Here is a 13176-nt window from a genome sequence, read left to right as displayed (position 1 = left end):
TATTCTTGCTAAGCTGCATTTTGCCGCAAAGCTTAAGGAGACAACGAATTGACTTATTTTCCTTTACTTATCATTGCAGCACTGCTTGTCGCTATTTCGATTGTCTTCTATTTTCGGCTTTCAAAGAAAAAAAAGCAGCAGCTTCTTGCAGATAGGTCAAGGATACAACCCTCAAAAACAGCGAGCACGATGTCCACTAGGCATGCTGCTAGTCCGCAACCATATGCGGCTGCTGGCGCGGCAAGCATAAATGATCATAACCAAACGGCAAATACACAAAGGGCTATTTTAATCGTAGACGATCAACTCGCTATTCGCATGATGCTCTCTGAATTGTTTTCTTCGCTTGGCATGCTGGTATATGAGGCGGATAATGGGAGCACTGCGCTTGCGCTATTCGAGAAGCACAGGATGCACTGCGTTTTGCTTGATCTTCGGATGCCGGACACGGATGGGATCGAGGTGCTTCGCGAGATACGGAAATTATCAGTTGAAGTACCGGTAATTCTGATTACGGCTTATGCATCTCCAGAGAAGATGGAAGAAGCAGATTCGCTTGGCATAAGCAAATGCTTTACCAAGCCGTTTGATATCATTGAGCTGAAAGAGGAGGTTGTACGCTTGCAGGCGCAGTATGCCTCGCATTCGGACGGGGAAGCCTCATGATGGTTTGCTTCGCATCTATTACGATGCGAAGCTTTTTTTGTTCCCGTTCAAACGATCAGGCGCCTGCATGTCGCTAGTAATCGGCTCATACAGTTACGTTAGGGGGTGATCGGATGATGCAAGTAATGGCAGGCGTCATGCTGCTGGCAGCGGTATTTGCAGCAATTATATTAGGTGCTCGGAAAGCTCAGCAATCGATTCAATCATCCAAGTACCAAAGCATGCTTAAATACGGGCTGCAGACTCAGCTGCTGCAGGATAAGCATGAGCTGCATCGATTCGGTCTTGCGCAGCAGTTAAGACGAAGGTGGGGCGGCTTATCTGCTTTCGGTTTATCCTTTAATACGATGGCCTTGATTGGAGGGGCTGCTTTTCTATTTGGACCGGCGATAGGGGAGGGAGGTCCGTCGGTCATCGGATTTGGTTTTCCCATGCTAGCTTTATTCGCGCTCGCTGTAAGTGCTTCGCTTGCTGAGCTGGCATCTGCGGTGCCAACGGCTGGCGGGATCTATCATGCTGCCTCTGCGCTTGGCGGCCGAAAATGGGGATGGAGAACCGGCTGGCTGCACCTGCTAGGGCATTTGGCGATGCTTGCCCTAATGAATTGCGCTTTTGCAGCATTACTGGAGGAAGTTCTCTCTGCTAGATTTGGTTATGAAGCGGCGGTTTGGAGCTTTTGGTGCCTTGCCATTCTTATTACCGTGCTTCAAGCTGCCATCAATCACTGGGGCAGCAGGTCGCTGAGCATACACTCGGCTGGGGGCGCCATGCTGCAGGTGATTGTTGGAATGAGTATGCTAGCAGGACTTGTCTGGCTATTTTGGCCTGGCGGCTATTCTCCTGTACTTCTGTATCAGCTGCAAAATGCCGAGTGGAATGGAACGGTCCATGCTGGAGCTTTCATAAGCGGGACGATGCTGCTGCTAAAGCTATTTGTTGGCTTAGACGGGGCAGCACATGGCGCGGAGGAAACGATTGAACCGCGCATCCGCGTGCCTTGGGCGATCTATCTATCAACGGCTTATACGTTTGTTGTCGGGTTTATTCTTTTTTCCTTTATTCTTCTATCTGTAACAAGGATGGAGGGATCGGCAAGCATGGGCTTGTTTCTTCAAGCGGCAACCGCGAGCTGGGGTGGCTCTAGCATTGTCGTTTTTTTAGTTTTCCTTTCGTTATGGAGCAGCGGCTTGCAGTCCATGACCCTATGCTCCCGTATCCTATTCAGCCTTGCACGCGACGAAGCATTGCCGATGAGCAAAAGGTGGTCAGCTGTATCGGTAAAGCTGCAAGTACCGGTTCAGGCTGTCTGGTTAAGCGCGTGCCTTTCGCTAATCATGCTTGTTACCGCTTTTCTCAGCAATCGAAACGAAACGGTGCTGCTGCTGTTGACTTTTGCGATTGTTTGCCTAAATCTATCCTACGCCGTTCCGATTGCATTAAAGCTGAAACGGGGAAAAAAGGATTCCCGGCTGCTTGATGCGCCATGGCACTTAGGAGGCTGGAGTACAGCTGTAAATGGTATAGCTCTTGCATGGCTGATCATAGCGGCTGGATTGGCTGCTGGGTTTATAGATTATTGGGGCGGGATCGCAGCATCGAGCGTGTTTGTTCTCGCATCTTTGATCGAATGGAAATACCGGAAACGTTATTTATTTCTGGTTCAAAGCCAAGTTAAACGCTCGCCCAAAGAGCTTTATCGCATGGAGCGCAAATTTCCTTTGAATTAATGAACGTGCTCGATGCTTGCGATTCGATGGGAAATAGAAGAGGCGAAATACAGGAAATATTCCGACTATTTCAAAAACATTTCCCGGGGAAGCGCAATTTGCTACACGAAAGAGAGCTTTTCGACATGTAAAGGGGAAAGCTGTTATAAAGGCTGTCGAAAGTGATTCATCCTTGATTAATAAACTACATTAATAATTAATGTAGTTATATCTCTTTGCCAACTTCTCCCTCCCAAGATTATAATAGTCAAATAAAAGAATCGATTAGGAGGATCGTGGAATTATGGCGCAAATTATAGCGGAGGCAAGCCTCGTAGCCTTGAATGTCGGCAAGCCTGTACCCATAGCACATGGCTCAAAGGAGATCCTATCAGGCATTTTTAAAAAGTCCTCTGAAATGGCGCATACCCTTACCTTTACGGGGCTGAATGGCGACGGACAAGGTGATCTGGTCAACCATGGCGGTCCGGATAAAGCCGTTTGTGTTTATTTCGAGCAGCGTTATTCCTATTGGCGCGAGCAGCTGGAGAAGCCGCTTGAATATGGGGCTTTCGGCGAAAATTTCACCTTGTCGAACTGGACGGAGGACGATTTGTGCATCGGCGATATCGTTGCAGCCGGTGAAGTAGTTCTACAGGTCAGCCAGCCTAGGCAGCCTTGCTTTAAACTAGGTTTAAGGCATCAGCAGCCGGAATTACCCGGGCACGTACAGCGCAATGGCTACACCGGATTTTATTTCCGGGTGCTTCAAGAGGGCAAGATCAAAGCGGGAACGACATTTGCCATTACGCATAAACACCCTGCGCGCAAGTCGATTGCCGAAGCGAATCGTGTCATGTATATAGATAAAGAGGATGTACAAGGCATCCGAGAGCTGCTGGAAGTAGAGGAGCTCGCAGCTAGCTGGCAGCAGCAGCTTGGAAAAAGACTAGCAAAGCTGATGAACGAAGGGCAAGGAGGAAATACGGATTGAGCGACAGCTTAGATTTTACCGCCTATTTGAAAGAATACGAGATTCATGAGTTATGCGAGGTAGAGAACCGGGAAAGCGGTATGAATAATACGACCCGAATGGTAACCTCAGGTGGTCAAAGGTTCGTTCTGCGAATCTATAATAACCATAAGGATGCGGACATCGTCAGGCTGGAGCATGAGGTGCTGGCTGAACTAAAGAGGCAAGAGATTTCCTTTGCGGTGCCGGTTCCAGTACGCAATAAGCAAGGCGATACGGTCACCATAGCGAAGGACGGCACGTTATCTTCGTTGTTTCATTACATTGAAGGGGATCGGCCATCCGTTGCCAATACCGCTCATGTCTATGCGCTAGGAATTACAGCAGCTGAGCTGACTAAAGCATTAGGACGCATTCAACCAACGCGGAAGCCGATGTATAGTCCTTATTACCAATTAGAAAGTACTTATGCAACAATGGATGGAGCCGCATTCTTAGCGATGGCTGACCGCTCTGAGCAGCTTGCAGCGAGAAGATCCAGTTTCATTGCTCTAAACGAGGAACGTCAAAGGTTGTCGGCTGAGTGCGATCAGCTTGCACGGCTTCCGCAGCAGTGGATTCATGGCGATTTGGTGTTTAATAATACGGTTTCACAAGGCGATGCGATTATCGGCGTGCTCGATTTTGAATTCGCGACGGTTGATGTAAGAGCGATGGAGCTAGCCGTTATTATCGTTGACCTTATCAAACCCGGGGATTCGTCATTTCATGAGCAAATAAAGCTGCTGCTTCAAGGTTATCGGAGTGCGCTTTCTTTATCCGAGCAGGAGGATAAGCAATTATCGTCCTTAATGAAATTGCGTTTGCTTGATGTCGCGCTGCATTTTGCCGTTCGCTTAAGAGATCAATTAGACAAAGAGGAAGTATTATGCGGCATAATCGATCAATCGATGTTTGGCTGCCAGTGGATCAATGACAATTGGGAGGATGAAACGGATGAGTTTAGCTAAAGCGCTAGGATATGGCGAAGGTGACAAGCTTCTTCTAATCAACGCGGACGATTATGGATTATGTCATTCGGTAAATAGCGGCATCCAGCAATTGCTGCTTGAAAATACGGTTAGCTCGGCAACTTTAATGATGCCCTGCGGCTGGGCTAGGGAAGCGGCGCTTTGGAGCGCGAGAAATCCGCAAATCGATGTTGGCGTTCATTTTACGTTTACGAGCGAATGGGATCTATATCGTTGGGGACCGGTCAATCGCAAAGGAAGTACGGCCTCGCTAGTTACGAATGAGAATTATTTTCCAAAGGACAGCAAAACCTTCGAGCAGCAAGCTGATCCCGAGCAGGTCAAGCAGGAGCTGATTGCCCAAGTGGAGATGGCGCTTGCCATGGGGATGAAGCCATCGCATGCCGATAACCATATGGGCAGCCTCTATGGCTTAGCGACAGGGCGCAATTTCTTAGCTACCGTGCTTGATGTATGCGCTTCCTATGGCTTGCCTTTCCGTTTGCCTCGTTACTTGCTGCAAGAAAACGGTCAGGTAGCGCCGCCAGAGCTTGCCGAGCAAGCAAGGCAGCTTGCTCAGCTAGCCGACTCCAAGGGAATCGTCATACTTGACTATTTGGTTGGGCTTCCGTTCCAATTACAGGATGGCGAAGATTTTAATTCTTTAAAATCGAGCATGACACAGCTATTAAAGAGCCTGCATCCAGGGGTAACCGAGCTCATCATTCATCCATCACTCGTTACGGATGAGCTGAATGCTTTCCATGCTCAGCCGATTAAGCGGGGAATGGAACTCGAGCTGTTCCGCGACGCTGAAATCAGACAGACGCTGCAGGATGAAGGCATTCGCATGATCCGCTGGCGTGAGCTTCAGAAGCTGCAGCGCGACCGTACCGGATTTACAACCTAACCTAAACGAAGGAGCTGACCTATGTCTTTTGAAGCCATCAAACAATTAACCGAACAGGTTAAAGCCAATATAGGCCGCGTAATCGTAGGGAAAGAAGAAGTTGTTGATTTGCTTTTAATTGGACTTATTACTTCTGGCCATGTGCTGCTTGAGGATGTTCCGGGGACAGGGAAGACGCTGCTCGCCAAATCACTTGCCAAATCGCTCGCACTCACCTTTAGGCGCATACAGTTTACGCCCGATTTGCTTCCGTCTGACTTAAGCGGCATTCATTTCTATAATCAAAAAATAAGCGAATTTGAGTTTCGGGCAGGGCCGTTATTTACGAATCTGCTGCTTGCCGATGAGATTAACCGCGCGACGCCAAGGACGCAATCAAGCTTGCTTGAATGTATGGAAGAGCGCCAAATCAGCATTGACGGGGAAACGAAGCAGCTCGAGCGTCCCTTTATGGTAATCGCTACTCAAAATCCGGTTGAGCACCAAGGCACATTTCCATTGCCAGAGGCCCAGCTAGATCGTTTCCTCTTTAAAATAAAAATGGGCTATCCGACGACGGAGGAAGGCTTGCAGCTGCTCAAACGATTTAAAGACCAAGATCCGCTCTCCAAACTTGAACCGGTGGCAGACATTGACGTCATTCAGAAGGCGCAGCAGGCTTACACAGCCGTAAGAGTAACGGATGACGTGCTGAACTATTTGCTGCAAGTCGTGGAGCAAACGCGCAAGCGCGATGAAGTTTCCGTTGGCGTAAGTCCCCGGGGCAGCCAAGCGCTCTTGCGCGCTTCCCAGGTTCATGCCATTTTGCGAGGCCGCGATTTCGTTACGCCGGATGATGTGAAAGCTATGGCAAAGCCGGTGCTTGCTCACCGATTGGCGATCAGAGGGATGCAGCGCAGCGCTAACCAGGCCGATTCCATCATCGATGATATCATTCGTTTGACGCCCGTGCCTGCTGAGGCCGGCGTGACGGTCCGTTAGGCGGCCGTCCGATGATCCTATTCTGGTTTATCGTTGCCGCGTTTGGAATCGTATACGTACAGGGCCAAGTGTTCCAACGATTTGTGCTTCGGCGCATGAAGTATGAGCGGCGCTTCACAAGCAAATCCGCTTACCGCGGTGAACAGGTTGAGCTAATCGAGGAAATGGCTAATGCGAAGTGGCTGCCGGTACCGTGGCTTCGCGTCGAGTCGCAGCTCTCCACGCACTTGCACTTTCAGCGGCTCGAAAATTTTTCGGTGAGCAGCGGGCAGCTTTATCAAAATCATAAAAGCTTCTTCAGCCTCTCGCCATATACGAAAATCACGCGCAAGCATCGCATCACATGCGCAAAGCGCGGCTGGTACAAGCTTCAGACGGTTACGCTTACCGGAGGCGATTTGCTTGGCCTATCAAAAGCGTCTGAGCAGCTAACGCTATCAGGAGAACTGCTCGTCTATCCGAAGCCGGCTCAGGTTCCTATTCATGAATTGCCCTACCATAGCTGGCAAGGCGATCAATCGGTACGACGCTGGATCATTAGCGATCCCTTCATCATAGCAGGCGTTCGCGATTATCAAGCTGGGGATACCTATAAGCAGATCAACTGGAAAGCAACAGCAAAGACGGGAAATCTTCAAGTGCATCAATATGATTTTACCGCCGACCGCAGGTTGATGATTTATTTGAATGTGGACGATGCGGAGGGCATGTGGCGCAGCGTGACCGATCTGGATTTAATCGAGAGAGGGATCGAGTGGGCGGCCGGAGCGGCAGAAGCAGTCATTCAGCAAGGGATGGAGGTCGGTTTTGCGGCTAACATGCCTATTGCAGGCATGCGAGAAAGCGTTCACATTGAGCCGCGCGGCGGACATGAGCACCTGATTGGCATTTTGGAGGAAATGGCGAAGCTTGAGATTGAGCGTACGGAGCTGTTTCACCATCTGATCGAACGGGAAGCGATAAGCGGTTACAGCGAACGTGATGTTCTTATGATTACTTCCTATTGGAACGATGAACTGGAGCAGCAAGCAGATCAGCTTCGATATAATGGCAATGCTGTAGCGGTATGGCTGCTTACGGAAAACGCGCTGACGGAAGATGACGAGGGCAAACCGCAATCCCAGTCGTATAGGGAAGAGGTGGGCGCATGAGCGATGCGAGGAAGCGAGCACTCTCTTTGAAGACGCTTGGACAAGGTGTCATTGAACTATTTTTCTACTTGCCGGTATTCATGGTTATAGCGATTTACCTGCTGCCAGAAACCGAGTTATGGACGTGGATTGCAACATTGCCGTTGGGTTACTGGGCTGCATCGTTATTGATCGGAAAATGGTCCAGGCTTCGCTACGGCGTGAGGCTGCTGCTAGCATTGGCCATTGGCGGATTGCACGGAATATGGTTCATTGGCGCAGGGGCAAATGAGCTTGATATCGTCGCTATGGTCGTATGCAGCTTAGCTGCCGCCCTCGTTGCATGGAGAGGCATGTCTGCACAGTTAAGAGGCTGGTCAGAGTCGTTTCCGAATACACAATTGCTGATTGGCGTCATGCTCTATGTCGCTGCCCAACCCTTGAAGCTAATATTGTTTAAAAAGCTAGTCGATTATAACGGTATTCTTATCGTTTGCGGGATTGCTGCCGTTATCTTATTTTTCTTCTTTGTGAATGAGCGGCATTTGAACAGCGAGACGATCGATACTGGCAAAACACCGGCAACACTCGCCTTTAAACGCCAAAACCGGCTGTTGATGATCATCGTCGTCGCGATCATAAGCATACTCGCATTATTTAGACAAATTCAGCAGGCGATTGAACGATTCTTTCATTCGGTTATCGAACGAATCATGGATTGGTTGAATCAGCCTAAGGAACAATCGCCGACGGAAGAGCCTCCGAGCAATGCGCAGCCGCCTGAGATGCCAACCGAAGAGGTCAAGCCGCCATCGGACTTCATGCTGCTGCTGGAGCAAATATTAAAAATAATCGGTATCGCTTTTGTCATTATCATCGCTTGTATTTTGTTGTATTTCTTGCTCAAAAAGCTGTATCAATGGGCGAAGGTAATCGCGGCCAAGCTTCAGGAACGCAGTGCAGACAGCCGCAAAGGGGCAGAGGGCTACACGGATGAGGTTGAAAGCTTAATGACATTAATCAATTTACGCGAGCTAATGGGCAACCGGCTTAAGAAGCTGCTGCCGAAGAGGCGATCGCAAGCTGGGGAATGGAATGCGCTCACATCAAATACGGAAAAAATCAGATATTTGTACAAAATGATCCTTCGTACGGGAGCCGAGCAGGGCTATCCAGTTAACGCCGCCCTGACGCCCCGCGAAACGGCTGATGATTTGGAGAATTGGAAGGCAGGCAGGCTTAAACAAGCCGGCATGCACTCCTTCATCGGCATTTACGAGGAAGTCCGTTATGGCGATAAAGAGCCGAACGATCAGCAGGTGAATGCCTTTAAGAAGCAGTTGGAGAACAAAAGCTAGAAAGAACAGAGGAAACGACAGGCAAAATGGCGTGCAAATTGACTTTCAATTTGGCACGCCATTTTGATTTATTTTTCGGAAGGGGGCGTGCGTCATCAATGCTCGAACGATGGTTTTATTTCTTATTTTTACAGCTTTGATATCGATAATAAGCGGATGTACGGATTCCATCACGGATACCAAAACCGAACAGAAAATAAAGATTGTTCAAAACCCCACCTTATCCATGATCAAAGTAAAAGTAGAAACCGATGGAATGGCTTCAGGGTCGGTGTATGATCACCCTCATCCATTTGGGATGGGGAACGAAGTGTTGGTGGATTCGAATGATTATGAGAAAAACAAAGTATCGAGAGGCGACATTGTTTTATTTAAAACGAAAAACAACGGAAAAGATATTGCAAGGATTGTAGGGCTGCCTGGTGAAGCCATAACGATAAAAAAGGGCCAAGTCTATATTAACGGAAAAAAATTAGACGCGTTTTATGGCGATGACTCCACATCCAGCCGCAATGATTCCATGGATACGCCATTGAATTGAAAGAAAATGAATATTTTATTTTGGCGGATGTCCGTTGGAGAGGGTTCAATGACAGCCAGTCCGTAAGCGATTCTAAAGGCTCATTAACGATTAATCGTGAATTCATTTACTGCTCATAATATGCTCAGCGATTTTCCGGCCGTGATAGCGTCCCGATTCAATGAAAATTTCATTCGCTTCATGCCGCGAAGCAACGACGCCGGCAAGATAGATGCCGGGTACGTTCGTTTCCATCGTCTCTTGATCAAAGGTAGGATAACCTTCCTCCTCCATCGTTACCCCAGTCGCGTTAAGGAAGTTGCGATCCGGGTGGAAGCCGGTAAGCGCCAAAACAAAATCATTCGGCAATTGCCTAACGCCTTCAGGCCCATGCACGGTTATCGAATTGTAGCCGATTTCGACCACTTTTGATTGGAACAGCATATTGATGAGTCCATTGTTCACCTTGCTTTGAAAGCCCGGCTTCACCCAAGGTTTGATGCTGGTGGAGTAATCCTCGCCGCGATAAACGACCGTTACTTCTGCGCCAACGCGCTCTAGCTCAAGCGCTGCATCGATCGCCGAGTTGCTGCCGCCAATAATGGCAACCTTCATGCCGACATAAGGATGCGATTCGCGGAAAAAATGGCTGACCTTGTCGAGCTGCTCACCAGGAATGCCAAGCTCGTTCGGATGGTCAAAATAACCCGTCGCGATCACGACATACCGGCTTTTGTAAAGACGCTTTTGTCCAAAACGGTCCTCGCCCTCTAAAATGTAAGCACCGTCTTCTGGCGTAATGCTCGTAATTGCCTCATAAGCTTGCACGCGAACACGATGGCGCTGAGCGGCTGTCCGGTAATAATTTAAAGCTTCCAGCCTAGATGGCTTGTCATTGGCGGTCGTGAAGGGGATATCACCTATTTCAAGCTTTTCCGGCGTGCTGAAAAAATGCATATACGTCGGATATTGCGAGATGGAATGCACGATATTACGTTTTTCTATGACAAGGGGATGGAGTCCGATTTTCTCAAGCTCGATCGCTGCTGCCAGACCGCAAGGACCTGCTCCAATAATGATCGCTTCTTCAATTTGCATATGTAGTACCTCCTAAAATATGACGAAGCTAGTGCTGCTTCTATTATAACGCTTCACGAACATTTTACTGCGCGGCGCACATATTGTGCAAATTTGGTGTTTTGACTATCTTGTACAGGTAAAGGAATATTGTATAATATTGTGGAACCGTTCTTATTAAACAAATCATGTCATAAGAAGCTAGTATTCGTACCTATTTTGATTGGAGGAGATCACATGCGGCGGCGTTTTGTAATAGAAGCAGTATTGGTGGCAACGTATGGGCATCTTCTTGTACCTAGTCGTCCGATAGATTATGTCGTGCCTTATTCATCCATCGCAGAGCTTTATGAAATGAGAGATGGAACCGATCCTGTCATGGATGATCCAGACGATGACGGACATGTAAAAAACAAAATAAACGAGCTGATTACTTTTTTTGAAGACTCGTTAAATCGGAAAAAAATTGAAAAAGCAATGCAGGTGCCTTGGAGAGTAAGCTCGCCATTGCTCCTCAATGACACGATACAGTTTACCGTTGTGCATGCGGTCGATAACGCGCATTATGGCGAAATGTTCGATCCGATTGAAACCGAGCTGCTGCTTACGGGCTTAAAGCTGAATTTGCCTTTGCTCTCCGATCAATTCGAGTTTCAGGATAAGCTGATAGAAGCAGAGGTACCGGTACAAATTTATGATATTGAGGATTTTGAATTTGCAGTCGAAGAAGGCATTTCCACAAATGATATGGATTTGCCGCTAGAGTCGGACAGGTTTTAAAAATTTATTTCCAAACCCCTCTTGCGCGGAGACGGAATCAGATGTTAAGATTTGGGTGGGCTAGGAAGAAATGAACAATCGGAATACGAAAAGGGGGGCTTAAGGATGTTTAACAATTGGACTTTTAATTATGACGGCGGCGCGCAGAGCAACAATCGTTTTTATATGTCCAATCAAACATGCCGACCGGCCTGCCTTCGTGCACTGGTGTCGACGTAGCAATTTTGCGCCGTTGCTTGCCATCATACGAAGATCTCAAGCCAAATGGGGCTTGAGGTCTTTTTTTGTTTCCTACAGGGAAGGGGTTGTCTTATGAAAACGCTGTTACGGTTGATGATTTACGTAAGACCAAGTGCCAAATGGGTGTTTATAGCAGTAACCATTATGATTTTTGCGACGATATTCGATTTGGTTGCGCCTTGGATTTTGAGAGAAATTTTTGATGAAGGCATCGCGAAGCGGGATATGGGCGTAGTCATCGCGCTAACGCTTGCGCTTGCTGGCATTCAGGCGCTAAAGAGCGCGGGTATGTTTGTTCAGGGGTATTCGCAAGAGCTCGTTGGTCAAAATGTGGTGTTCAAGCTTCGCAAAGAGCTTTATGAGCATTTGCAGCGCTTGTCATTCTCGTATTATGACCGGGCGCAAACGGGGCAGCTGATGTCTAGAATGACCGGGGATATTGAAGCGGTAAAAAATTTCGTCGGGTTTGGCGCGATGAATTTATTTACGGGCATGCTCACCTTTATTGGGACGATCATCTTTATGATGTCGATGCAATGGAAGGTTACGGTAATCAGCTTGATTACCATTCCGTTTATTTTGTTCGTCTTGTTTCGTTTTAACCATAAGGTTGGTCCAGCATGGTCTAACATTCGTGAGCAAATGGGCCGTCTGACAACAACGCTGCAAGAGAACATATCCGGCATCCGTGTCGTCAAATCGTTCGCGACCGAGTCGGTTGAGCAGCGGAAATTCGCTGAACGGAACGAGCAAAACTTCGATACGAATATGGAGCGCGCCAAGCTTGAGGCGAAAGCATTCCCATTAATGGGCTTCTACGGCGGCGTTACCTTTGTCATGATGATTTGGATTGGAGCGATCTTTGTCGTGCGCGATGAGATGTCGCTAGGCACGTTTATGGCATTCCAGTGGTATACATGGGGCATTATTTGGCCGCTGAACATGCTCGGCTGGCAAATCAATATTTTCCAGCAAGCGATCAAAGCGGCTCCGCGCGTATTCGAAGTGCTTGATACGCCAATCGACATCGAGAATCCCGCGCAAGCAAAAGAAACGAGCAATATGAACGGAAATGTGATGTTCGAAGGCGTTACCTTCCATTTTGCCGATCAAGATCCCTCCAAGGATAAGCCGATACTCGACGATGTTTCCTTTGAGGTGGAGCAGGGCGAGGTAATTGGTGTGCTTGGCGCAACAGGCTCTGGCAAGAGCAGCCTGATCGGCTTGCTGTCGCGATTCTATGATGTATCTGGAGGCAGAGTGCTCATCGATGGCGTAGATGTGCGTCAGTATGAGCTTGACGGCTTGCGCAGATGCGTCGGTATCGTGCCGCAGGAAACCTTTCTTTTCTCCGCATCGATTCGCGATAACATCGCATACGGCTATCCTGAAGCGACACAGGAGCAGGTTGAGGATGCCGCCCGCAAATCGCAAATTCATGCTTTTATTGAGAGCATGCCGGACGGCTATGATACGCGCATCGGAGAACGCGGGGTCGGCTTATCAGGCGGTCAACGCCAGCGTGTAGCGCTGGCGCGCGCGATTCTAATGGACCCGCCGATTCTCGTGCTGGATGAAGCGACAGCAAGCGTGGATACGGCGACAGAATCGGCGATTCACGAGGCTTTGCTGGAAGTTATGAAGGGGCGGACGACGTTTATTATCGCGCAGCGGCTCTCCTCCATTCAGCATGCAGACCGAATTATCGTGCTGGAGAACGGTCGTTTGACCGAGCAGGGCACACATAAGGAATTAAATGAAGGCAATGGCTTCTTCCGTCAATTGTTTGACCGTCAGAAGCAAATCGCTCATCAATAGAAAAGAG

12 protein-coding genes are annotated in these 13176 nt (G+C 48.5%); 11 read left to right on the top strand and 1 reads right to left on the bottom strand.

The features are described 5' to 3' along the window. Positions 1-48 precede the first annotated feature (48 nt). The 9 genes from A7975_RS32845 (at position 49) to lepB (ending at position 9275) form a co-directional block, all read left to right on the top strand. Positions 49-666, top strand: coding sequence for a response regulator (locus A7975_RS32845; RefSeq protein ID WP_082197987.1), 618 nt, complete (start codon positions 49-51; stop codon positions 664-666). A gap of 113 nt (positions 667-779) precedes the next feature. Next, positions 780-2393 (top strand): amino acid permease, encoded by a 1614-nt coding sequence (locus A7975_RS05710; RefSeq protein ID WP_065384452.1) that lies wholly within the window; start codon positions 780-782, stop codon positions 2391-2393. A 283-nt stretch (positions 2394-2676) separates the two neighbouring features. Continuing rightward, positions 2677-3366 (top strand): MOSC domain-containing protein, encoded by a 690-nt coding sequence (locus A7975_RS05705; protein WP_065384451.1) that lies wholly within the window; start codon positions 2677-2679, stop codon positions 3364-3366. Beyond that, entirely contained in the window at positions 3363-4355 is a 993-nt protein-coding gene (locus A7975_RS05700; protein ID WP_065384450.1) for a phosphotransferase, read from the top strand. The genes A7975_RS05705 and A7975_RS05700 overlap by 4 nt, the downstream gene beginning before the upstream one ends. Then, complete coding sequence (locus tag A7975_RS05695) at positions 4342-5265, top strand: polysaccharide deacetylase family protein (protein ID WP_065384449.1); 924 nt, start codon at positions 4342-4344, stop codon at positions 5263-5265. Before A7975_RS05700 ends, A7975_RS05695 begins: the two co-directional genes overlap by 14 nt. A 21-nt stretch (positions 5266-5286) precedes the next feature. Beyond that, complete coding sequence (locus tag A7975_RS05690; RefSeq protein ID WP_065384448.1) at positions 5287-6246, top strand: AAA family ATPase; 960 nt, start codon at positions 5287-5289, stop codon at positions 6244-6246. Between the two features lie 11 nt (positions 6247-6257). Further along, positions 6258-7397 carry a DUF58 domain-containing protein gene (locus A7975_RS05685; protein ID WP_065384447.1) on the top strand — a complete coding sequence of 380 codons (1140 nt, stop codon included), beginning with the start codon at positions 6258-6260 and terminating at the stop codon, positions 7395-7397. Further along, the gene (locus A7975_RS05680) at positions 7394-8734 is read left to right on the top strand and encodes a DUF4129 domain-containing protein (protein WP_065384446.1); all 1341 of its coding nucleotides are present in this window, start codon (positions 7394-7396) and stop codon (positions 8732-8734) included. The genes A7975_RS05685 and A7975_RS05680 overlap by 4 nt, the downstream gene beginning before the upstream one ends. Before the next feature lie 109 nt (positions 8735-8843). Beyond that, a complete protein-coding gene (gene lepB, locus A7975_RS05675; protein ID WP_065384445.1) occupies positions 8844-9275 on the top strand; it encodes a signal peptidase I in 432 nt (143 codons plus the stop codon). A gap of 102 nt (positions 9276-9377) precedes the next feature. Here lepB and A7975_RS05670 read toward each other — a convergent pair whose 3' ends face one another. Then, a complete protein-coding gene (locus A7975_RS05670) occupies positions 9378-10352 on the bottom strand; it encodes a YpdA family putative bacillithiol disulfide reductase (RefSeq protein ID WP_176707669.1) in 975 nt (324 codons plus the stop codon). A 216-nt stretch (positions 10353-10568) separates the two neighbouring features. Between A7975_RS05670 and A7975_RS05665 the strand changes: the two genes are divergently transcribed. Together A7975_RS05665 and A7975_RS05660 are read left to right on the top strand one after the other, a co-directional pair. Then, on the top strand, positions 10569-11111 hold the full coding sequence (locus A7975_RS05665; RefSeq protein WP_053376180.1) for a hypothetical protein: 543 nt from the start codon (positions 10569-10571) through the stop codon (positions 11109-11111). Positions 11112-11423: 312 nt separating this feature from the next. Then, positions 11424-13169: an ABC transporter ATP-binding protein gene (locus A7975_RS05660; RefSeq protein WP_065384444.1), complete on the top strand. Its 1746-nt coding sequence runs from the start codon at positions 11424-11426 to the stop codon at positions 13167-13169. Positions 13170-13176 lie beyond the last annotated feature (7 nt).

The organism is Bacillus sp. FJAT-26390 (assembly GCF_001682865.1).
Taxonomy (GTDB): Bacteria; Bacillota; Bacilli; order Paenibacillales; family Paenibacillaceae; genus Pristimantibacillus.
The sequence above is the reverse complement of the archived record's forward strand: the minus strand, read 5'-3'. Positions and strand labels throughout refer to the sequence as shown.

Coding starts and splice junctions, on each gene's coding strand:
- A7975_RS05680 (WP_065384446.1), top strand. CDS start 7,394: ATGAGCGATGCGAGGAAGCGAGCACTCTCTTTGAAGACGCTTGGACAA.
- A7975_RS05670 (WP_176707669.1), bottom strand. CDS start 10,352: ATGCAAATTGAAGAAGCGATCATTATTGGAGCAGGTCCTTGCGGTCTG.
- lepB (WP_065384445.1), top strand. CDS start 8,844: ATGGTTTTATTTCTTATTTTTACAGCTTTGATATCGATAATAAGCGGA.
- A7975_RS05665 (WP_053376180.1), top strand. CDS start 10,569: ATGCGGCGGCGTTTTGTAATAGAAGCAGTATTGGTGGCAACGTATGGG.
- A7975_RS05660 (WP_065384444.1), top strand. CDS start 11,424: ATGAAAACGCTGTTACGGTTGATGATTTACGTAAGACCAAGTGCCAAA.
- A7975_RS05685 (WP_065384447.1), top strand. CDS start 6,258: ATGATCCTATTCTGGTTTATCGTTGCCGCGTTTGGAATCGTATACGTA.
- A7975_RS05705 (WP_065384451.1), top strand. CDS start 2,677: ATGGCGCAAATTATAGCGGAGGCAAGCCTCGTAGCCTTGAATGTCGGC.
- A7975_RS05690 (WP_065384448.1), top strand. CDS start 5,287: ATGTCTTTTGAAGCCATCAAACAATTAACCGAACAGGTTAAAGCCAAT.
- A7975_RS05695 (WP_065384449.1), top strand. CDS start 4,342: ATGAGTTTAGCTAAAGCGCTAGGATATGGCGAAGGTGACAAGCTTCTT.
- A7975_RS05710 (WP_065384452.1), top strand. CDS start 780: ATGATGCAAGTAATGGCAGGCGTCATGCTGCTGGCAGCGGTATTTGCA.